Origin of the sequence: Curvibacter sp. PAE-UM (assembly GCF_001432305.1) — a bacterium.
GTDB lineage: Bacteria > Pseudomonadota > Gammaproteobacteria > Burkholderiales > Burkholderiaceae_C > Hylemonella.
In genome coordinates this window covers 499,647-519,924 of the sequence record NZ_KQ483358.1, presented here as the reverse complement: position 1 = coordinate 519,924, position 20,278 = coordinate 499,647, and the positions used below count along the sequence as shown (strand labels likewise).

At 64.3% G+C, this 20,278-nt stretch carries 24 protein-coding genes; 19 read left to right on the top strand and 5 right to left on the bottom strand.

What is annotated here, in order from left to right:
- Positions 1-23 precede the first annotated feature (23 nt).
- A complete protein-coding gene (locus tag AO057_RS02605; RefSeq protein ID WP_057674163.1) occupies positions 24-1,628 on the top strand; it encodes a gamma-glutamyltransferase family protein in 1,605 nt (534 codons plus the stop codon).
- A 7-nt stretch (positions 1,629-1,635) separates the two neighbouring features.
- On the opposite strand, the gene AO057_RS02600 is transcribed toward AO057_RS02605, so the two are convergent.
- From AO057_RS02600 to AO057_RS02590, 3 genes are read right to left on the bottom strand one after another with little or no spacing between them, the layout of a single operon-like run.
- On the bottom strand, positions 1,636-2,268 hold the full coding sequence (locus AO057_RS02600) for a MarC family protein (RefSeq protein ID WP_057674162.1): 633 nt from the start codon (positions 2,266-2,268) through the stop codon (positions 1,636-1,638).
- A 2-nt stretch (positions 2,269-2,270) separates the two neighbouring features.
- Positions 2,271-2,759 carry a MaoC family dehydratase gene (locus tag AO057_RS02595; RefSeq protein ID WP_057674161.1) on the bottom strand — a complete coding sequence of 163 codons (489 nt, stop codon included), beginning with the start codon at positions 2,757-2,759 and terminating at the stop codon, positions 2,271-2,273.
- Positions 2,759-3,505, bottom strand: a complete 747-nt coding sequence (locus tag AO057_RS02590; RefSeq protein ID WP_057674160.1) for an SDR family oxidoreductase — start codon at positions 3,503-3,505, stop codon at positions 2,759-2,761. Before AO057_RS02590 ends, AO057_RS02595 begins: the two co-directional genes overlap by 1 nt.
- 79 nt (positions 3,506-3,584) lie before the next feature.
- Between AO057_RS02590 and AO057_RS02585 the strand changes: the two genes are divergently transcribed.
- From AO057_RS02585 to AO057_RS02570, 4 genes are read left to right on the top strand one after another with little or no spacing between them, the layout of a single operon-like run.
- A complete protein-coding gene (locus AO057_RS02585) occupies positions 3,585-4,193 on the top strand; it encodes a 2-hydroxychromene-2-carboxylate isomerase (protein ID WP_057674159.1) in 609 nt (202 codons plus the stop codon).
- 23 nt (positions 4,194-4,216) lie between these two features.
- Positions 4,217-4,900: a dienelactone hydrolase family protein gene (locus AO057_RS02580; RefSeq protein ID WP_057674158.1), complete on the top strand. Its 684-nt coding sequence runs from the start codon at positions 4,217-4,219 to the stop codon at positions 4,898-4,900.
- 4 nt (positions 4,901-4,904) lie between these two features.
- Positions 4,905-5,768 (top strand): amidohydrolase family protein, encoded by an 864-nt coding sequence (locus AO057_RS02575; RefSeq protein WP_156404455.1) that lies wholly within the window; start codon positions 4,905-4,907, stop codon positions 5,766-5,768.
- 1 nt (position 5,769) lies between these two features.
- Positions 5,770-6,456, top strand: coding sequence for an LON peptidase substrate-binding domain-containing protein (locus AO057_RS02570; protein WP_057674156.1), 687 nt, complete (start codon positions 5,770-5,772; stop codon positions 6,454-6,456).
- A gap of 1 nt (position 6,457) precedes the next feature.
- On the opposite strand, the gene AO057_RS02565 is transcribed toward AO057_RS02570, so the two are convergent.
- Entirely contained in the window at positions 6,458-7,552 is a 1,095-nt protein-coding gene (locus AO057_RS02565; protein WP_057674155.1) for a magnesium transporter CorA family protein, read from the bottom strand.
- A gap of 17 nt (positions 7,553-7,569) precedes the next feature.
- Positions 7,570-8,571 carry a porphobilinogen synthase gene (hemB, locus tag AO057_RS02560; RefSeq protein ID WP_057674154.1) on the bottom strand — a complete coding sequence of 334 codons (1,002 nt, stop codon included), beginning with the start codon at positions 8,569-8,571 and terminating at the stop codon, positions 7,570-7,572.
- A 331-nt stretch (positions 8,572-8,902) separates the two neighbouring features.
- Between hemB and AO057_RS02555 the strand changes: the two genes are divergently transcribed.
- The 14 genes from AO057_RS02555 to rplB all read left to right on the top strand — a co-directional run bounded on the left by AO057_RS02555 (position 8,903) and on the right by rplB (position 20,266).
- Positions 8,903-9,331: a CopD family protein gene (locus tag AO057_RS02555; RefSeq protein WP_057674153.1), complete on the top strand. Its 429-nt coding sequence runs from the start codon at positions 8,903-8,905 to the stop codon at positions 9,329-9,331.
- A 13-nt stretch (positions 9,332-9,344) separates the two neighbouring features.
- Entirely contained in the window at positions 9,345-10,466 is a 1,122-nt protein-coding gene (locus AO057_RS02550) for a VanZ family protein (protein WP_057674152.1), read from the top strand.
- Complete coding sequence (locus tag AO057_RS02545; protein WP_057674151.1) at positions 10,463-10,822, top strand: (2Fe-2S) ferredoxin domain-containing protein; 360 nt, start codon at positions 10,463-10,465, stop codon at positions 10,820-10,822. The genes AO057_RS02550 and AO057_RS02545 overlap by 4 nt, the downstream gene beginning before the upstream one ends.
- Position 10,823: 1 nt before the next feature.
- Positions 10,824-11,459, top strand: a complete 636-nt coding sequence (locus AO057_RS02540; protein ID WP_057674150.1) for an alpha/beta hydrolase — start codon at positions 10,824-10,826, stop codon at positions 11,457-11,459.
- Entirely contained in the window at positions 11,456-12,634 is a 1,179-nt protein-coding gene (locus AO057_RS02535) for a D-alanyl-D-alanine carboxypeptidase family protein (RefSeq protein ID WP_057674149.1), read from the top strand. Before AO057_RS02540 ends, AO057_RS02535 begins: the two co-directional genes overlap by 4 nt.
- Before the next feature lie 152 nt (positions 12,635-12,786).
- A complete protein-coding gene (rpsL, locus tag AO057_RS02530; protein ID WP_057674148.1) occupies positions 12,787-13,164 on the top strand; it encodes a 30S ribosomal protein S12 in 378 nt (125 codons plus the stop codon).
- 160 nt (positions 13,165-13,324) lie between these two features.
- Positions 13,325-13,795 carry a 30S ribosomal protein S7 gene (rpsG, locus tag AO057_RS02525; RefSeq protein WP_057674147.1) on the top strand — a complete coding sequence of 157 codons (471 nt, stop codon included), beginning with the start codon at positions 13,325-13,327 and terminating at the stop codon, positions 13,793-13,795.
- A 69-nt stretch (positions 13,796-13,864) separates the two neighbouring features.
- The gene (gene fusA, locus AO057_RS02520) at positions 13,865-15,967 is read left to right on the top strand and encodes an elongation factor G (RefSeq protein ID WP_057674146.1); all 2,103 of its coding nucleotides are present in this window, start codon (positions 13,865-13,867) and stop codon (positions 15,965-15,967) included.
- 140 nt (positions 15,968-16,107) lie between these two features.
- Positions 16,108-17,298 carry an elongation factor Tu gene (gene tuf, locus AO057_RS02515; protein ID WP_057674145.1) on the top strand — a complete coding sequence of 397 codons (1,191 nt, stop codon included), beginning with the start codon at positions 16,108-16,110 and terminating at the stop codon, positions 17,296-17,298.
- 23 nt (positions 17,299-17,321) lie between these two features.
- The gene (gene rpsJ / locus AO057_RS02510; RefSeq protein WP_028250951.1) at positions 17,322-17,636 is read left to right on the top strand and encodes a 30S ribosomal protein S10; all 315 of its coding nucleotides are present in this window, start codon (positions 17,322-17,324) and stop codon (positions 17,634-17,636) included.
- Between the two features lie 191 nt (positions 17,637-17,827).
- A complete protein-coding gene (gene rplC, locus AO057_RS02505) occupies positions 17,828-18,508 on the top strand; it encodes a 50S ribosomal protein L3 (protein ID WP_057674144.1) in 681 nt (226 codons plus the stop codon).
- The gene (rplD, locus tag AO057_RS02500; RefSeq protein WP_057674143.1) at positions 18,508-19,128 is read left to right on the top strand and encodes a 50S ribosomal protein L4; all 621 of its coding nucleotides are present in this window, start codon (positions 18,508-18,510) and stop codon (positions 19,126-19,128) included. Before rplC ends, rplD begins: the two co-directional genes overlap by 1 nt.
- Positions 19,125-19,439 (top strand): 50S ribosomal protein L23, encoded by a 315-nt coding sequence (gene rplW / locus AO057_RS02495; protein ID WP_057674142.1) that lies wholly within the window; start codon positions 19,125-19,127, stop codon positions 19,437-19,439. Before rplD ends, rplW begins: the two co-directional genes overlap by 4 nt.
- 2 nt (positions 19,440-19,441) lie before the next feature.
- Positions 19,442-20,266 carry a 50S ribosomal protein L2 gene (gene rplB, locus AO057_RS02490; protein ID WP_057674141.1) on the top strand — a complete coding sequence of 275 codons (825 nt, stop codon included), beginning with the start codon at positions 19,442-19,444 and terminating at the stop codon, positions 20,264-20,266.
- Positions 20,267-20,278 lie beyond the last annotated feature (12 nt).

The following is a 20,278-nucleotide window of genomic DNA, read 5'->3' as shown; positions in this document are numbered from 1 at the left end:
TTCCCTTTCCTGAGGAATTTCACATGGCCCAATCCGTCTACGGCCGCCGCGGCATCGCGGTGGCACCCCATTCCCTGGCCGCCGAGTCGGCCGTGGCCGTGCTGCGCGAAGGCGGCAACGCGCTGGAGGCGATGGTCGCCGCCGCGGCCACCATTGCCGTGGTCTACCCGCACATGAATTCCATCGGCGGCGACAGCTTCTGGGTCATCAACGGCCCGGGCAACCGCCCCGGCGGCATCGACGCCAGCGGCCGCAGCGCGCTGGCGGCCAGCCGCGACTGGTACGCCCAGCGCGGCATCAGCGGCAGCATTCCCTTTCGCGGCGGCACGGCGGCGCTCACCGTGGCCGGCACGATCTCCGGCTGGGGGGCAGCGCACAAACTTTCGGCGCAATCGCTCGGAGGTCGCCTGCCGCTGTCCCGCCTGCTGGAAGATGCGATCTTCCTCGCGCGTGAAGGCATCCCGGTCACGCGCAGCCAGGCCAGCACCACGCAGGCCAAGCTGGCCGAACTGAAAGACCGCCCGGGTTTTGCCGAGACCTTCCTGACCCAGGGCCAGGTGCCGCAGGTGGGCGCGCTGTTCAAGCAGTCGCGCCTGGCTGACACGCTGGCGCTGATCGCACGCAAGGGCACGGACGAGTATTACCGCGGCGCACTGGCGAAGCAGATGGCGGCCGAGCTGGCCGCCGTGGGCAGCCCCCTCACGCTGGCCGACCTGCAGGCGCACCAGGCCAAACTGATCGACCCGCTGACCGTGCCGGTCGGTGGCGCGCAGCTGCACAACATGGTGCCGCCGTCACAAGGCCTGGTCTCGCTGCTGATCCTGGCGCTGATGGAGCGTTTCCCGGGCTGGAAGCAGGCCGGCCCCGAGAGCGCGGCCTTCGTGCATGCGCAGGTGGAGGCGACCAAGCTGGCCTTCCGTGTGCGCGATCGTTACCTCACCGACCCGGATTTCATGGCGCTGCCGCCGGCCGAGCTGCTGGCGCCGGCGCGCATCAACGAGCTCGCACGTGAGTTCAAGTCCGACGTGGCCCTGCCCTGGGGCAAAAAGACCGATCCGGGCGACACCATCTGGATGGGCGTGATCGACGGCAACGGCATTGCCGTCTCCTTCATCCAGAGCATCTACCACGAGTTCGGCTCGGGCGTGGTGCTGCCCAGCAGTGGCGTGAACTGGCAGAACCGCGGTTGCAGCTTCTCGCTGGACCCGGCGCACGTGAACACGCTGGAGCCGCGCAAGAAGCCCTTCCATACGCTGAACCCGGCCATGGCCCAGCTGGCCGATGGCGGCAGCATGGTCTACGGCACCATGGGTGGCGACGGCCAGCCGCAGACCCAGGCCACCATCTTCAACCGCGTGATGCGTTTTGGCGACCACCCGCAACAGGCCATCGAGCGGCCGCGCTGGTTGCTGGGCCGCACCTGGGGCCAGAGCAGCGACTCGCTCAAGCTGGAGAGCCGCTTCGACCCGGCCGTGGTGACGCAGTTGCGCGCGCTGGGCCACGAGGTGGAAACTATCGGCGCCTGGGACGAGGGCGTGGGCCATGCCGGCATGCTGGTGCGCCACCCCAATGGTGTGCTGGAAGGCGGTTTCGATCCGCGCTCCAACGGCGCGGTGGCGTCCTTCTAGCGCTGGCTCAACGGCCGAGGGCCGGGAACAGTTTCACGAGCCCATCGGACATCACCTCCACGGCCAGGGCCGCGAGGATCAGGCCCATGAGCCGGGTCATCACGTTGATGCCGGTCTTGCCCAGCACGCGTGCGATCGGCTCGGCCAGGGCAAAACACAAGGCCGTGGCCAGCGCCACCACCACGCCGTAGCCCACCAGCGTGCCCAGCTGGAGGAAGTCCTTGGCCTTGTCGGCGTAGATCACCACGGTGGACATGGTGGCCGGCCCCGTGAGCAGCGGGATGGTCAGCGGTACCACGGCAATGCTGGCGCGTGCGGCTGAACGTTCGGCTGCGCTCTGCATTTCCTCGGCATTCGACTTGGCTTCGGCCGGCTGCGCATTGAGCATGGCCAGGGCCGAGGTCAACAGCAGCATGCCGCCGCCGACCTGGAAGCTTGCGAGGGAGATGCCGAAGAAAGCCAGGATCTGCAGGCCCAGCAGGGCGCTGATGGCGATCACCGCAAAGGCGCTGAGCGAGGAGATCCAGATCGTGCGCAGGCGCTGCTCGCGCGTGAAACCCTGGGTGTAGTGGATGAAAAAGGGCACGATGGCCAGCGGGTTGACGATGGCCAGCAGGGTAACGAGGGGTTTGAAGTCCATGTTCAGTCCTTGTGGGTGTCTTGCGCTGAGGCCGGTGTGCGCCGGCGGAACATGCCCCAGCCTTCCATGTGCAGCACCGTGTCGCCGTGCTGGTTGTGCATCTCCCACAGCGTGCGCACCAGGCCCACGTCGGGCCGGCTGCCCATGGGGCGGCTGTCCAGGATGGTGTGGCGCAGTGTCAGCACGTCACCCGGAAACACCGGTTTGGTCCACTTCAGGCTTTCCAGCCCGGGCGAGCCCAGGCCGGCCGCTTCGGACAGGAAGTTGTCGACCATCAGGCGCATGGCCATGGCGCAGGTGTGCCAGCCGCTGGCGCACAGGCTGCCGAAGACCGAGGCCTGGGCGGCAGCCTCGTCCAGATGGAAGGGCTGCGGGTCGAACTGGCGCGCGAAGTCCAGGATCTGTTCGCGCGTGGGGCTGACACTGCCGAGCTCGCGGGTGCTGCCCACGGCCAGGTCTTCCCAGTAGTACTTCAGGGGTTTCGTACTCATCAGCGTCCTCCGGTGACGTCCAGTATGGAGCCGGTCGCATAACTGGCATCGTCCGACAGCAGCCAGACGATGGCATGGGCGATTTCCTGCGCCGTGCCGGGGCGCTGCAGCGGGATCTGCGGCGCCAGGCGCTGCGCGCGCCCGGGCTGGCCGCCGCTGGCGTGGATTTCGGTGTCGACGATGCCAGGCCGTACCGCATTGACGCGGATGCCCTCGGCGGCCACCTCGCGCGCCAGGCCCAGCGTGAAGACATCCACCGCGCCCTTGGCGGCGGCGTAGTCCACGTACTGCCCGGCCGCGCCGTGCACCGAGGCCACGCTGCCGACGTTGACGATGGCGCCACCCGTGCCGCCATGGCGCGTACTCATGCGGCGCACGGCCTCGCGCGCGCAAAGCATGGTGCCGAAGACGTTGATCTCGAACATGCGGCGCCAGCGTGCCAGGCTCTGCTCGTCCACGCGCTGGGTCGTGTCCACCACACCGGCGTTGTTGGCCAGGGCCGTGAGGCGGCCGAGCTTGGCGTCGACCTGCTCGAACATGGTCAGCACCTGATCTTCATGGGCCACATCGGCACGCACCGCCATGGCCGTGCCGCCGCCGGCGCGGATCTGTCGCACCACTTCGTCGGCGGCCAGCGAGTTGCTCGTGTAGTTGACGGCGACCGCGTAACCCCGCTGTGCGGCCAGCAGCGCCGTGGCCGCGCCGATGCCGCGGCCGCCTCCGGTGACCAGTAGAACCTTGTCCAAATCCCAGCTCCTGCAGGTGTGATGACGACAAGATACCATTGCCGCAGAAACAGCGAGATCGCGCAAACCAGGAGACGCAATGAATCGTACGGTGGACTACTATTTCGCGCCGCAAAGCCCCTGGACCTATCTGGGCCATGCGCGTTTTGCGGCCATGGCCAAGGCCGCCGGCGTCACCATCCGCGTGCTGCCGGTGGACCTGGGCGGCAAGGTGTTTCCCATTTCCGGCGGGCTGCCGCTACCGAAGCGCGCGCCGCAGCGCCAGGCCTACCGCCTCTTGGAGCTCAAGCGATTCAGCGAACACCTGAAGATACCCCTGCACCCGCAACCCAAGTTCTTTCCCGTCGGCGGCGACCACGCAGCCTGCCTGATCATTGCCGTGGATCTGCACGACGGCCCGGACGCTGCGATGAAGATCACCGGCGCCGTGCTGTCCGCCGTCTGGACGCAGGAGCGCAATATCGGCGACGACCAGGTGCTGGCCGAATTGCTGGCCGAAAACGGCCTGGACGCCAAACGCCTGGCCCAGTCCGATAGCCAGGAGGTGCGTGAACGCTACGAGGCCTACACGCAGCAGGCCATCGCTGCCGGTGTCTTCGGCGCCCCCAGTTACGTCATCGACGGCGAGATTTTCTGGGGCCAGGACCGGCTCGATTTCGTGGCCCGCAAGCTGGGCGTATCCGTCTGACAAACAAACCTGGAGAACAGCGCATGGGACAGTTCATCGACCTCAAGGCCGCCGACGGTTTCACGTTCCCGGCTTACGTGGCGCAACCGGCGACCAAGCCGCGTGGCGGTGTGGTGGTGTTGCAGGAGATCTTCGGCGTCAACGCGCATATCCGCGCCGTGGCCGACGGTTATGCGGCCGCGGGTTACCTGGCGGTGGCGCCGGCCACCTTCCATCGCGTCAAGCCCGGCGTCGAGCTCGGTTACCAGCCGGATGACATGAGCGCGGGCATGGCGCTCAAGGCCACGGTGGAAGCGCTGCCTGCGCCGGGCGTGCTGCAGGACATCCAGGCCGCCATCCATCATGCGGCCGGTGCCGGCAAGGTGGGCGTGGTCGGCTACTGCTGGGGCGGCCTGCTGACCTGGCGCACGGCCTGCCTGCTGAAGGGGGTGAGTGCGGCCGTGCCCTATTACGGTGGCGGCGTCACCACCGAGGCCGAGATCGCGCGCACGCCAAAGTGCCCGGTGTTGGCGCATTTCGGCGAGAAGGACCACTGGATTCCGCTCGATGGTGTGGCGGCCTTGCAGAAGGCCCACCCGGAAGTCGAGGTGCACGTCTATGCGGCCAACCACGGCTTCAACTGCGACCATCGCGGCGCCTGGGACGCCACCGCCGCCGCGTTGGCGCGTGAGCGCACCCTGGCCTTCTTTGCCAAACACCTGGGCTGACATCATGTGGCGCCCGCTGGTATGGTTGTGTTGGCTGGCCTTCGCCGGCCAGGCCCAGGCGGCTGACTACAGCGGCCCGCTGTTCGACGCCCACCTGCACTACAACGAAGAGGCCTACCAGGGCCCGCACCCGCTGGACGATGTGCTGGCCCGCATGCAGCGCAACGGTGTGCGCGCCATCATTGCCAACAGCCGGCCCAACGACGGCACCAAGACCCTGGCCGGCGCCCAGGCGCAGACGCGCGCGGCCGGCGTGACGGTGGTGCCCTTCATCCGCCTCTACCGCAACCGGGCCGACTACGACAACTGGTTCCGTGACGAGAGCATCTACACCATGGTGCAGACCGAGTTCGCGCGCGGCACGGCGGCAGGGTCCTACCGCGGTATCGGCGAGTTCCATCTCTACGACAGCGCCAATGCCAACGGCCCGGTGGCGAAGAAGCTGATGCAGTTCGCTGCAGAGAAGCAGCTGGCCGTGCTGGCGCATGTGGACGACGTGGCCATCGACCTGCTGATGGCGCATGCGCCCGGAACTCGCCTGATCTGGGCGCATACCGGTATAGGCGGCGCCCCGGCGGCGCGCGTGCAGGCCTTGCTGGACAAGTACCCCAGGCTCATGGGTGAGCTGTCCTACCGTCCCGGACTGACCTGTGGTGAGGGCAGTTTGTGCCCGGAATGGCGCGCGCTGCTGCTGAAATACCCTGATCGTTTCCTGATCGGCTCCGACACCTGGGTCAACCAGCGCTGGATGTATTACGACGACTTGATGCGCGGCTACCGTCGCTGGCTGGGCGATCTGCCGCCCGAGGTGGCGCGCCGTATCGCCTGGGACAACGGAGCGAACCTGTTCCAGCTGAGCAGACCTTGAGATGAGTTCGACTTTCCAACTGCCCCTGTTTCCCCTGCAGACCGTGCTGTTTCCCGGCAGCGTGCTGCCGCTGCGCATCTTCGAGGTGCGTTATCTGGACCTGATCCAGCGCTGCCAGAAGGAAGGCGCCCCTTTCGGCGTGGTCTGCCTGAGCCAGGGCAGCGAGGTGCGGCAGCCGCCGCGTCCCGGCGAGGCGGGTGAGCCGGCCTTCGGGCCCGAGGTGTTTCACCTCGTGGGCACGATGGCCCACATCACCTCCTTCGAGCGACCGCAGCCGGGGCTGATGCTGGTGCGCTGCCGTGGCGGCCGACGCTTTCGCCTGCTGCGCAGCGAGCAACTCAAGCACGGTTTGTGGACCGGCGAGGCCGAATACCTGGAGGAGGACACGCCCCTGCCGGTGCCGGCGGATCTCGTCCATGTCCGGGTGGGCCTGCAGCGCCTGCTGCAGCACATGCAGGCGCAAGCCAAACCCGGTGACGAGTTGCCCATCCAGCCGCCGCTGCAGTGGGACGATTGCGGCTGGCTGGCCAACCGCTGGTGCGACATCCTGCCGGTGAGCCCGCAGCTCAAGCAGCAGTTCCTGGCGGTGGACAGTCCCCTGGTGCGGCTGGAGCTGGTGGCCGACTTGCTGGTGCACCTGAAGATCGGCACCGGGCCCGAGGCCGGGGCCAGTCCCGGGCCGTCCTGACTTAACGCCCGCTGCGCTCGAGGTAGCGCTTGCGCCAGAACAGCAGGACCAGGGCCACGGCGGTCAACCCCATCGACCCCATGGCCCACCAGAAACCTTCGTCGTTGTGGATCAACGGTATGAACTCGAAGTTCATGCCGAAGATGCCAGCGATCAGGTTCAGCGGCAGGAAGATGGCAGTGAGCACCGTGAGCGTGCGCATGATGTCATTGGTGCGGTTGCTCTGGGCGTTGAAGTGGATCTGCACGGCGGTCTCCACACTCTGCTCCAGCCGGCGCACATGGTGCACCACGCGTTCGATGTGCTCCAGCAGATCGCGGCTGCGCACCAGGAGCAGGTCACGATCGCGCTGGGCCGCTGGTGTGTCTGCTTCCGGCCAGGTCTTGACGGCTTCGATCCAGTCCTGCACGGACGAACGCTGGTCTTCACAGATCTCGTCGAGCTGGTGCAGCGCCAGCCGCGTATCCAGCAGCGCGGACCAGTTGTTGAAGCGCGTGCGCGGGTTGAGCAGCTCGGTCTGCCAGTGGTCGAGCTGGCGCGTGAGTTCGCGGCGCAGCTCCAGAAAACCGTCGACCATCTGGTTGACGATGCGCAGCATCAGGTCGGCGGGGGAGGTGGGCAGGCGGCTGTTGGCGCTACGCACGTCGTTGCTGTGGGCCTGCAGCAGCCGCGACGCATAGGCATCGCGCGCCGCGCAATCAGCCGGGTGGACCGTGAGCAGCACGCGCTCGAAGACCGCGAAGCCCACCGGGCTGGTGTCGACGTGCCGCAGGATGGGCGGGCCGCCGCGGCGCGACGAACCTCGTTCCGCACCCGGGGCGCTGCCAGCGCCAGTCGCCAGCCGGCGAAACACCAACAGGTCGTATTGCGAGGTGTAGTCGAAGTGCGAGGGCAGCTGCGCGTTGAGCAGGTCCGAGACGTGCAGGTCGACCAGTTGCATGCCGCACAGGCTCTGCAGCGTGGCCTGGAGCTGCGGCCAGCCGGTCTCGAACTCCTGGCGGGTGCAAGCGATCCAGACATGGCCGAGCGATGGCAGTTGGGTCGGCGGCGCTTCGCTTTCGCTGACGCCGCCGGGGCTGATGCTGAAGACGCGCATGCTGGCCTGGGGTCGTCTTATGTGTGCAGCAGGCGCGCTGCCGAGATGGCGAAGTAGGTCAGCACGCCATCGGCACCGGCGCGCTTGAAGCCCAGCAGGCTTTCCATCATGACGGCGTCGTGGTCCAGCCAGCCGTTCTGCGCGGCGGCTTTCAGCATGGCGTATTCGCCGCTGACCTGGTAGGCAAAGGTGGGTACGCGGAACTCGTCCTTCACGCGGCGCACCACGTCCAGGTAGGGCATGCCGGGCTTGACCATCACCATGTCGGCGCCCTCGGCGATGTCCAGCGCCACTTCGCGCAGGGCCTCGTCGGTGTTGCCCGGGTCCATCTGGTAGACCTTCTTGTTGCTCTTGCCCAGGTTGGCCGACGAGCCCACGGCATCGCGGAAGGGGCCGTAGAAGGCACTGGCGTACTTGGCGCTGTAGGCCATGATGCGCGTGTGCACCAGGCGATTGGCTTCCAGCACGCTGCGGATGGCGCCGATGCGCCCGTCCATCATGTCGCTGGGCGCCACGATGTCCACACCGGCTTGCGCCTGGGTCAGCGCCTGGCGCTCCAGGATCTCTACCGTCTCGTCGTTCAGGATGTAGCCCGTCGGGTCGAGCACGCCGTCCTGGCCGTGGCTGGTGTAGGGATCGAGCGCCACGTCGGTCATGATGCCCAGCTCGGGAAAGCGCGCCTTCAGCTCGCGCACCACACGTGGCACCAGGCCCTCGGGGTTGTAGGCCTCCTTGCCGTCCAGGCTCTTGAGCGAAGGGTCGATCACCGGGAACAGGGCCATGGCCGGGATGCCCAGCTTCACGCACTCCTCGGCCACCGGTAGCAGCAGGTCCAGGCTCAGGCGTTCCACGCCGGGCATGGAGGCCACGGCCTCACGACGCTGCTGGCCATCGAGCACGAAAACCGGATAAATCAGGTCATTCACGCTGAGTGCGTGCTCGCGTACCAGGTTGCGGGTGAACTCGTCGCGGCGCAGCCGGCGCGGCCGGCCCATGGGGAAGGGGGCATAGGGTGTCATGGGGAAAATTGTGCCCGATTCCACTGCGGTCAGGACAGACGTTCAAAAATGCCAAAAATGTCCGGTTTCAGTGCTTTGCTGGCGCTGGCTTGCATTTGGCGAACGTTTTTGTTAGATTAGGGCTTGGGTGGTTCGCCACCCCCCGCTTTTCCTCCCTGAGCGGGGCCTTGATGTGTGACAGCAAAAAAGGCTTGCAACCCCGGCTTATGGCCGGGGTTTTTTTTGTCTTCGGCCGCTGCGCTTAACTTTGTCCTTTGGCCAAAGTTAGCCTACGACGCAACCAGCTGAGCTGGTTGTGGCTTCACCCGGCACACGCGACTAAACTCGGCGCATGCTCTGGGTCAAATCACTTCACATCGTCTTCGTCGCCAGCTGGTTTGCCGGTCTGTTCTACCTGCCGCGCATCTTCGTGAACCTGGCCATGGTGCCGGCCGACTCGGTGGCCGAGCGTGAGCGTCTGCTGTTGATGGCCGGCAAGCTGATGCGCTTCACCACGGTGCTGGCCGTACCGGCTCTGATCTTCGGCTTCTGGCTCTGGCTGGGTTATGGCATGGGGCGAGGCCCGGGCAATGGCTGGCTGCATGCCAAACTGGTGGTCGTGGCGCTGGCTCTGGGTTACCACCATGCCTGCGGCGTTCTGCTGAAGAAGTTCCGGCGCGGCGAGAACCGGCGCGGCCATGTCTGGTTCCGCTGGTTCAACGAGGCGCCGGTGTTGCTGTTGCTGGCGGCCGTCGTGCTGGTGGTGGTCAAGCCCTTCTGACCCGGCAGGTGCCATGCCGCACAAGACTTCCGCCTGGCCCCTGAGTCTGGTTTATGTGGGGCTGGTGGTTTATGCCAGTCTTTATCCCTTTACCGATTGGCGCGACCAGGGGCCGCTGCCCTGGGGCTTTCTCGTGGCGCCGTGGCCGCACTACTGGACGGCCTTCGATCTCTTCTCCAATGTGTTGGGGTATGCGCCACTCGGGTTTTTGCTGGCCCTGGGTGCGTTGCGCATCGGCCAGGGCGCCCGTGCCGTGCTGCTGGCTACGTTGGCGGCGGGCTTCCTGTCCCTGCTGATGGAAACCCTGCAGGGTTATCTGTCGTCGCGGGTTCCTTCCAACATCGATTTCCTGCTCAACGTGGCCGGGGCGTGGCTTGGGGCCGTGACGTCCACCCTGCTGGAGAAGCTGGGCGCCATCGACCGCTGGATCCGTTTTCGCGCCCGCTGGTTCGTGCCCGAAGCGCGCGGGGCCCTGGTGCTGCTGGCGCTCTGGCCCTGTGCCCTGCTGTTTCCGGCGGCGGTGCCGCTAGGGCTGGGCCAGGTCTTCGAGCGGGTGGAAGCCGGCTTGGCCGAACTGCTGATGGACACCCCCTTCCTGGAGTGGCTGCCGCTGCGGACCGTGGAGTTGCAGCCGCTGGTGCCCGGCACAGAAATGACCTGTGTTTTGCTGGGTGCCCTGATTCCCTGTCTGCTTGGTTTCAGCATCATTCCTTCAACCGTCCGCCGCGCCGCTTTCGTGCTGGCCGTCCTGGCCGCGGCCGTGGGGGGCACGCTGCTGTCGGCGGCCCTGAGCTACGGGCCGGTGCATGCCTGGGCCTGGTTCAGCTTGCCAGTCAAGGCCGGTCTGGTGCTGGCCGCTGTCGTTGCCCTGCTGCTGCTGCGCGTCCCGGCCCGCGTCTGTGCGGCTTTGCTGCTGCTGGGTCTGGGCCTGTACCTGAGCCTGATCAACCAGGCCCCGGCCAGCCCCTACTTTGCCCACAACCTGCAGGTCTGGGAGCAGGGGCGTTTCATCCGGTTCCACGGTGTGGCCCAGTGGCTGGGCTGGCTGTGGCCCTATGCCGTGCTGTTGTATGTGCTGACGCGCGTCTGGGCTCTGCGCAGCCTGGACGGGGCTGCACCTAGAATTCAGGCATGAGTACCAATACTGTCCCGCAGGCCGCTTCTGCTTCTTATTACGAGCGGCATGTCTTTTTCTGCCTGAATCAACGCCCCGCAGGTGAGTCTTGCTGCGCCAACCATCAGGCCGAAGCGGCGTTCGAGCGTTGCAAATCCCTGGTCAAGGCGGCCGGCCTGGCCGGGCCGGGGAAAGTGCGCGTGAACCGCGCGGGCTGCCTGGATCGTTGCGCTGGCGGCCCGGTGGCCGTGGTCTACCCGGATGCGGTCTGGTATTCCTATGTCGATGTGAGTGACATCGACGAGATCGTCGAGTCGCACCTCAAGCATGGCAAGGTGGTCGAGCGCCTGCTGACGCCGCCGCACCTGGGGCGTTGACATGAACTCGCAGACGGAGCGCCTGCTGCTGGCGGGCCCGGCGGGCCGCATTGAAGTGCTGCGTGACGCACCCGCTGAAGGTGTCAGTCCGCGTGGCGCGGCCGTCATCGCCCACCCGCATCCGCTCTTCGGCGGCACCATGGACAACAAGGTGGTGCAGACGCTGGCGCGCGCCTTCGTGCAATGCGGTTGGTCGGCCTTGCGTTTCAACTTTCGCGGCGTTGGTGCTACCGAGGGTGTGCATGACGAAGGTCGGGGCGAAGCCGAGGATTTTCTGGCCGTGGTGCAGCAGTACGCGCCCGAAGGCCCGCTGGCACTGGCCGGCTTTTCCTTTGGCTCTTTCGTGATGAGCCAGGCCCTGACCTCCCTGTGGCCGGCGCGCCAGATCGACAAGCTGGTGTTCGTCGGGGCGGCGGCCAGCCGTTTCCAGGTAGCCCAGGTGCCCCAGGATCTGCACGAACGCACCCTGGTGATCCACGGTGAACACGACGACACGGTGCCGCTGGCGGCCGTGATGGACTGGGCCCGTCCCCAGGTGCTGCCGGTGACGGTGGTGCCCGGCGGCAGCCACTTCTTCCATGGGCAACTGCCCCTGCTCAAGAGTCTGGTGGTGCGCCACCTCTCTTCCGCGCCATGATGAAAAACGTCCTAGCCCTGCTGGCTGCTGCGTGCGGCCTGTTGTGGGGCAACGCTTGGGCCCAGGCCATGCCCCAGCCGCCCGAGGTCGCGGCCCGGGCTTATCTGCTGCTGGACCTGACCAGCGACCAGACGCTGGCCGCCCGCGAGGCGGACAGCCCGGTTCAGCCGGCCTCCCTGACCAAGCTCATGACGGCCTATCTGGTCTTTGATGCACTGCGCCTGGGGCTGCTGGAGTTGAAGCAGGCCTTGCCCGTCAGCGAGCGTGCCTGGCGCCAGCCCGGCTCGCGCATGTTCATCGACACCCGGATGAAGGTGCCGGTGGAGGATCTGCTCAAGGGCTTGCTGGTGCAGTCCGGCAACGATGCTGCCATGGCGTTGGCCGAAGGCGTAGCGGGCAGCGAGGAGCGTTTTGTCCAGCTCATGAACGAGCAGGCCCAGGCCTTGGGGATGAAGGCGACCCGCTTCGTCAATCCGACCGGCCTGTCCCAGCCCGGCCAGCTGAGCACGGCGCGCGACCTGGCTATCCTGGCCACACGGTTGTTGCGTGACTTCCCGGACCAGGCCCGCTTCCATGCCATCCGAAAATACCGCTACGAGGGCACCCCGCCGGCCAATGACAGCAATCGCAACCTGTTGCTGTTTCGCGATCCGTCAGTGGATGGCCTCAAGACTGGCCACACCGAAGCGGCCGGTTACTGCCTGATTGCGACGGCCCAGCGCGAGTTTCCCCATCTGGGGCCGGCCGGCGCGCCCGGTGTCCGGCGCCTGTTGGCCGTGGTGCTCGGGACCGACAGCGAGAATGCCCGGGCCACCGAGACGCAGAAACTGCTGAACTGGGGCTACACCGCCTTCGAGGCGGTCAAATTGTTCGATGCCAACCAGCCGGTACTCACCCCGGCGGTCTGGAAGGGCCGGTCGGCCCAGGTCCGGTTGGGACGTCCACTGGCTGTGGTGGTGACGGTGCCGGCGGGATATGCCGGTCGCCTGCGGACCGAGGCCGTGCGCCCTGACCCCCTGATTGCCCCGCTTAAAAAGGGCCAGGCCAGCGGTACCTTGAAGATAAATATAGGCGAGCACACACTCTCAACAATTCCATTGCTTGCTCTTGAATCGGTGGAAGAGGCGGGCCTGATCGGCCGCGCCTGGGATGCCTTCAGGCTCTGGATCCAATAAGCCCGTCGGCCCCCTCTCCGGGTCTCGGCACAGGCGGATTGGCGAGGGAAGCATTGCGGGTCCATGGTTGACCTGATACACTTGAAGGCTTTTCGGAAATTCCGAAGGGTTTCACGTTTTCGTTTTTATCAAACGTTGAGGGACGTTTTTAAATGCCAACCATTAACCAGCTAGTGCGTCAAGGCCGCGAGGTCGAGACCATCAAGTCGAAGAGTCCTGCCATGCAGAACTCTCCGCAGCGCCGTGGCGTGTGCACCCGTGTGTACACCACGACGCCCAAGAAGCCGAATTCCGCTCTGCGTAAGGTCGCCAAGGTGCGCCTGACCAACGGTTTCGAAGTCATTTCCTACATCGGCGGTGAAGGCCACAACCTGCAGGAACACAGCGTGGTGCTGGTTCGTGGCGGTCGTGTCAAGGATCTGCCGGGTGTGCGTTACCACATCGTGCGTGGCTCGCTTGACCTGCAAGGCGTGAAAGACCGCAAGCAGTCGCGTTCCAAGTACGGCGCCAAGCGCCCCAAGAAGGCTTGATTCTCAAGCCCTGATTTTTCGGTGTTCAAGTCGTCTGGCAGACGGTTTGAGCGTAGTGACCCGAAGCTCGGAATCGTCCGGGTGGGTCGAGTAAGTGAGAGTTCTGTATGGCTCTCGCGGTGTCTGAAAAGATGCCAACTGAAGCAGTATGAGGTGAAACATGCCACGTCGTCGCGAAGTCCCTAAACGTGAAATCCTGCCGGATCCGAAGTTCGGCAATGTCGACCTCTCCAAGTTCATGAACGTGATCATGGAAGGCGGCAAGAAGGCGGTTGCCGAGCGCATCATTTACGGTGCCCTCGAAACCATTGGACAGAAAACCGGCAAGGATGCGCTGGAGCTGTTCACGATCGCCATCAACAATGTCAAGCCGATGGTCGAAGTGAAGTCCCGCCGTGTCGGCGGCGCCAACTACCAGGTGCCGGTTGAAGTGCGCCCGGTGCGCCGTCTGGCCCTGTCCATGCGCTGGATCAAGGAAGCCGCCCGCAAGCGTGGCGAGAAGTCCATGGCCCTGCGCCTGGCCAACGAAATCATCGAGGCCACCGAAGGCCGTGGTGGCGCCATGAAGCGTCGTGATGAAGTGCACCGCATGGCCGAAGCCAACAAGGCCTTCAGCCACTTCCGTTTCTAAGCCACAACTGCCCCACAGGTGCGCAGGCCCGCCACGAGCGGGCCTGACCTGTTTTAACGAAAGACCATCATGGCACGCAAAACGCCCATTGAGCGCTACCGCAATATCGGTATTTCCGCTCACATTGACGCCGGCAAGACGACGACTACCGAGCGTATTCTTTTCTACACCGGCGTGAACCACAAGATCGGTGAAGTGCACGACGGTGCGGCCACCATGGACTGGATGGAGCAGGAGCAGGAGCGTGGTATCACGATCACCTCTGCTGCGACCACCTGTTTCTGGAAGGGCATGGAACTGTCCTATCCCGAGCACCGCTTCAACATCATCGACACCCCCGGCCACGTGGACTTCACCATCGAGGTGGAGCGTTCCATGCGCGTGCTGGACGGTGCCTGCATGGTCTATTGCGCCGTGGGCGGCGTGCAGCCGCAGTCTGAAACTGTCTGGCGCCAGGCCAACAAGTACAAGGTGCCGCGTCTGGCGTTCGTGAACAAGATGGACCGTACCGGTGCCAACTTCTTCAAGGTCTATGACCAGATGAAGCTGCGCCTGAAGGCCAACCCCGTGCCGATCGTGATCCCGATTGGTGCCGAGGAAAACTTCACCGGCGTGGTCGACCTCATCAAGATGAAGGCCATCATCTGGGACGAGGCTTCCCAGGGCATGAAGTTTGAATACAAAGAGATTCCCGCTGAACTGCTCGAGTCCGCCAAGAAATGGCGCGAGGGTATGGTTGAGGCGGCCGCCGAAGCCAGCGAAGAGCTGATGAACAAGTACCTTGAGGAAGGCGACCTGAGCGAAGCCGAAATCAAGCTGGGCATCCGCACCCGCACGATCGGCGCCGAGATTCAGCCCATGCTGTGTGGTACCGCCTTCAAGAACAAGGGTGTGCAGCGCATGCTGGACGCCGTGATCGACTTCCTGCCCTCGCCGGTGGACATCCCCCCGGTGGGTGGCCTCGACGAAGACGAGAAGGAAACTTCCCGCAAGGCCGACGACAGCGAGAAATTCTCCGCTCTGGCCTTCAAGCTGATGACCGACCCCTTCGTCGGCCAGTTGACCTTCGTGCGCGTCTATTCCGGCGTGCTGACCAAGGGCGACACGGTCTACAACCCGATCAAGGGCAAGAAAGAACGTATCGGCCGTATCGTGCAGATGCACGCCAACAACCGCTTGGAAGTGGACGAAATCCGCGCCGGCGACATCGCTGCATGTGTGGGCTTGAAGGATGTGACCACGGGTGAAACCCTGTGCGATCCGGATGCCATCCTGACGCTGGAGCGCATGGTATTCCCTGAGCCCGTGATTGCACAGGCCGTGGAACCCAAGACCAAGGCTGACCAGGAAAAAATGGGTATCGCCCTGCAGCGCCTGGCTGCCGAAGACCCGTCCTTCCGTGTTAAGACCGACGAAGAGTCCGGTCAGACCATCATTGCCGGCATGGGCGAACTGCACCTCGAAATCATCGTGGACCGCATGAAGCGCGAGTTCGGCGTGGAAGCCAACGTGGGCAAGCCGCAAGTGGCCTACCGCGAAACCATCCGCAAGAAGGTCACCGAAGTCGAAGGCAAGTTCGTGCGCCAGTCCGGCGGCAAGGGCCAGTACGGCCACGTGGTGTTCACGGTCGAGCCGAACGAGGCCGGCAAGGGCTTCGAGTTCGTTGACGCCATCAAGGGTGGTGTCGTGCCGCGCGAATTCATCCCGGCGGTCGAGAAGGGCGTGATCGAGGCGATCACCTCCGGCGTGCTGGCTGGCTTCCAGGTGGTGGACGTGAAAGTGACGTTGACCTTCGGCTCCTACCATGATGTGGACTCGAACGAAAACGCCTTCAAGATGGCGGCCATCTTCGGCTTCAAGGAAGGCTGCCGCAAGGCCAACCCCGTCATCCTCGAGCCCATGATGGCCGTGGAAGTCGAGACGCCCGAAGACTACGCCGGTACCGTGATGGGCGATCTGTCGTCGCGTCGCGGCATGGTGCAGGGCATGGAAGACATGGTCGGTGGTGGCAAGGCCATCAAGGCCGAGGTGCCGCTGTCCGAAATGTTCGGTTACTCGACCTCGCTGCGTTCCGCCACTCAGGGTCGTGCCACGTACACCATGGAGTTCAAGCACTACTCTGAAGCTCCGCGCAACGTGTCCGAAGCCATCGTGGCTGCTCGCGCCAAGTAAGAAGTTCGCATCCCCGTGCTGACGGGGCTGTTTTTTTGTTGTCTGCGATCCGGTGCCGCCCTGTTCCCGTGCGGGGCGAACCAGCAATCGGATGCAGACGTAAAACCAATACACGGGAATGCTCTTTGGAGATTTGAAAAATGGCAAAAGAGAAATTTGAGCGGACCAAGCCGCACGTCAACGTGGGCACGATCGGTCACGTGGACCACGGCAAGACCACCCTGACGGCGGCCATCACCACTGTGCTGGCGGCCAAGTTTGGCGGCCAGGCCAAGGCCTACGACCAGATCGATGCGGCTCCTGAAGAGAAGGCCCGCGGCATCACCATCAACACCGCCCACGTCGAGTACGAGACCAAGAACCGTCACTACGCCCACGTGGACTGCCCCGGCCACGCCGACTACGTCAAGAACATGATCACCGGTGCCGCCCAGATGGACGGCGCCATTCTGGTCGTGTCCGCCGCTGACGGCCCCATGCCCCAGACCCGCGAGCACATCCTGCTGGCCCGTCAGGTGGGTGTTCCCTACATCATCGTCTTCCTGAACAAGTGCGACATGGTCGACGACGCCGAGCTGCTCGAGCTCGTCGAGATGGAAGTGCGCGAACTCCTCTCCAAGTACGACTTCCCCGGCGACGACACCCCCATCGTCAAGGGCTCGGCCAAGCTGGCCCTGGAAGGCGACAAGGGCGAGCTGGGCGAAGGTGCCATCATGAAGCTGGCCGACGCCCTGGACACCTACATCCCCACCCCTGAGCGTGCCGTGGACGGTGCCTTCCTGATGCCCGTGGAAGACGTGTTCTCCATCTCTGGCCGCGGCACCGTCGTGACCGGCCGTATCGAGCGCGGCATCGTCAAGGTCGGCGAAGAAATCGAAATCGTCGGCATCAAGGTCACCCAGAAGACCACCTGCACCGGCGTGGAAATGTTCCGCAAGCTGCTGGACCAGGGCCAGGCTGGCGACAACGTCGGTATCCTGCTGCGCGGCACCAAGCGTGAAGAAGTCGAGCGCGGCCAAGTGCTGTGCAAGCCCGGCTCCATCAAGCCCCACACCCACTTCACGGGTGAGGTGTACGTGCTGAGCAAGGACGAAGGCGGCCGCCACACCCCCTTCTTCAACAACTACCGTCCGCAGTTCTACTTCCGTACGACGGACGTGACCGGCGCCATCGAGCTGCCCGAAGGCAAGGAAATGGTGATGCCGGGCGACAACGTGTCGATCACCGTCAAGCTGATCGCCCCCATCGCCATGGAAGAAGGCCTGCGCTTCGCCATCCGCGAAGGTGGCAAGACGGTGGGCGCCGGTGTGGTGGCCAAGATCCTGGCGTAATTCGCTAGCAACAAGGAATTACCATGGCTACCAAACAGAAAATCCGCATCCGCCTCAAGGCGTTCGACTACAAGCTGATCGACCAGTCGGCTGCCGAGATCGTGGACACTGCCAAGCGCACCGGCGCCATCGTCAAGGGCCCTGTGCCCCTGCCGACGCGCATGAAGCGTTTCGACATCCTGCGTTCGCCGCACGTCAACAAGACCAGCCGTGACCAGTTCGAAATCCGCACCCACCAGCGCCTGATGGACATCGTGGACCCGACCGACAAGACGGTCGACGCCCTGATGAAGCTCGACCTGCCGGCTGGTGTGGACGTCGAGATCAAGCTGCAGTAAGGCAAGTTCGGAGTTCCAGGCCGAAAGGCGGGAGCCCCAAAACCGACGGAAATGGCCTGATTTGCCAGAAGTGGCAGATCAGGCTATACTGTCAGGCTCTGTCGAATTTCGACCGAGTTTTATTAACCCTCTTTCACATTCCAACGTCCATGACCAATTGAAGTCGTGGCGGTGAAAGCAAAGGAGAAAAAATGAGTCTGAGCAATCGATTGGGGTTGCTGGGGCGCAAGGTGGGCATGATGCGTCTGTTCACTGATGACGGCGATGCAGTGCCCGTCACGGTGGTGGATGTGTCCAACAACCGAGTGACCCAGATCAAAACCCAGGACAACGACGGCTATGTCGCCCTCCAGGTGACCTTTGGCTCGCGCAAAGCTTCGCGCGTGACCAAGCCGGAAGCTGGCCACCTTGCCAAGGCAGGGGTTGAGGCCGGTGAAATCATCCAGGAATTCCGTGTTGAGGCCGATGCTGCCGCCAAGTACCAGGCGGGTGCTGCTGTGGCTGTGACCGATGTGTTTGCCGTGGGCCAGAAGGTCGACGTGCAGGGCACCTCGATCGGCAAGGGCTTTGCCGGCACGATCAAGCGCCACAACTTCAAGTCGCAGCGCGCGTCGCACGGTAACAGCCGTTCGCACAACGTTCCGGGCTCCATCTCCATGGCGCAGGATCCGGGCCGCGTGTTCCCGGGCAAGCGCATGACGGGCCACATGGGCGACCAGACCAAGACGATCCAGAACCTGGACGTCATCCGTATCGATGAAGCACGTCAACTGCTGCTGATCAAGGGCGCGATCCCTGGTTCCGCCGGTGGTTTCGTGACTGTGCGCCACGCCGTGAAGGCCAAGGCCAAGAACGCGAAAGGGGCGAACTGATGCAGATCGAACTCCTGAACGACCAGGGCCAGGCTGCTTCCAAGATGGAAGCCCCGGACACCGTTTTCGGTCGTGAATACAACGAAGCGCTGGTGCACCAGATCGTGGTGGCCTTCCAGGCCAACGCTCGCCAGGGCACCCGCGCCCAGAAGGACCGCGAACAGGTCAAGCACTCGACCAAGAAGCCGTTCAAGCAGAAGGGTACCGGCCGCGCTCGTGCTGGTATGACCTCCTCCCCGCTGTGGCGCGGCGGCGGTCGCATCTTCCCGAATATGCCGGACGAGAACTTCACCCAGAAGATCAACAAGAAGATGTACCGCGCCGGTATGGCTTCGATCTTCTCGCAGCTGGCCCGCGAAGGCCGCCTGGCCGTGGTCGAGTCCCTCAAGGTGGATTCGCCCAAGACCAAGCAGCTGGCTGACAAGTTCAAGGCCATGAAGCTGGACTCCGTGCTGGTGATCGCCGACCAGGTCGACGAAAACCTGTACCTGGCCTCGCGCAACCTGACCAACGTGCTGGTGGTCGAGCCGCGTTACGCCGATCCGCTGTCGCTGGTGCACTACCGCAAGGTGCTGGTGACCAAGGCGGCCATGGACCAACTCAAGGAGATGTTCGCATGAGCACCGCCAAGTTTGAAGAAGGTCGTCTGATGCAGGTGCTCGTCGCTCCCATCGTGTCCGAAAAGGCCACCATGGTTGCCGAGAAGAGCAATGCAGTGACGTTCAAGGTGCTGCAGGACGCGACCAAGCCTGAAATCAAGGCCGCCGTTGAACTGATGTTCAAGGTTGAGGTCAAGGGCGTGTCTGTGGTGAATACCAAAGGCAAGACCAAGCGCTATGGCAAGTCCGTCGGTCGTCGCGACAACGTTCGCAAGGCTTACGTGACGCTGCAGCCGGGTCAAGAGCTGAACCTGTCCGGGGAGGCTGCGTAATCATGGCTGTCATCAAAATGAAACCGACTTCGCCGGGCCGTCGTGGCGTGGTGAAGATCTCGCGTGACCACCTGTACAAGGGTGAGGCCTACGCGCCCCTGCTCGAACCCCAGTTCCAGCAGGCCGGCCGCAACAATAACGGCCACATCACCACCCGTCACAAGGGCGGCGGTCACAAGCACCACTACCGTGTGGTCGACTTCAAGCGCAACAAGGACGGCATCCCCGCCAAGGTCGAGCGCATTGAGTACGATCCGAACCGCTCGGCTCACATCGCTCTGGTGTGCTATGCCGACGGTGAGCGTCGCTACATCATCGCGCCGCGCGGCCTGGAAGTGGGCGCCACCATCCTGAACGGCTCTGAAGCGCCGATCCGTGTGGGCAACACCCTGCCGATCCGCAACATCCCGGTGGGTTCCATCATCCACTGCATCGAGTTGCAAGTCGGCAAGGGTGCCCAGGTGGTGCGTTCCGCTGGTGCTTCCGCCACGCTGTTGGCCCGTGAAGGCACCTACGCCCAGGTCCGTATGCGTTCGGGCGAAGTGCGCAAGATTCACATCGAGTGCCGCGCCACCATTGGCCAGGTCGCCAACGAAGAACACAGCCTGCGCCAGCTCGGCAAGGCCGGTGTGAAGCGCTGGATGGGTATTCGCCCGACCGTTCGAGGTGTGGTCATGAATCCGGTCGACCACCCGCATGGTGGTGGTGAAGGCAAGACTGGCGAAGGCCGTCATCCGGTCGATCCGTGGGGCAATCTGACCAAGGGTTACCGTACCCGTAACAACAAGCGCACGCAGGTCATGATCGTGTCGCGTCGCAAGAAGTAAGGGGAACGCACA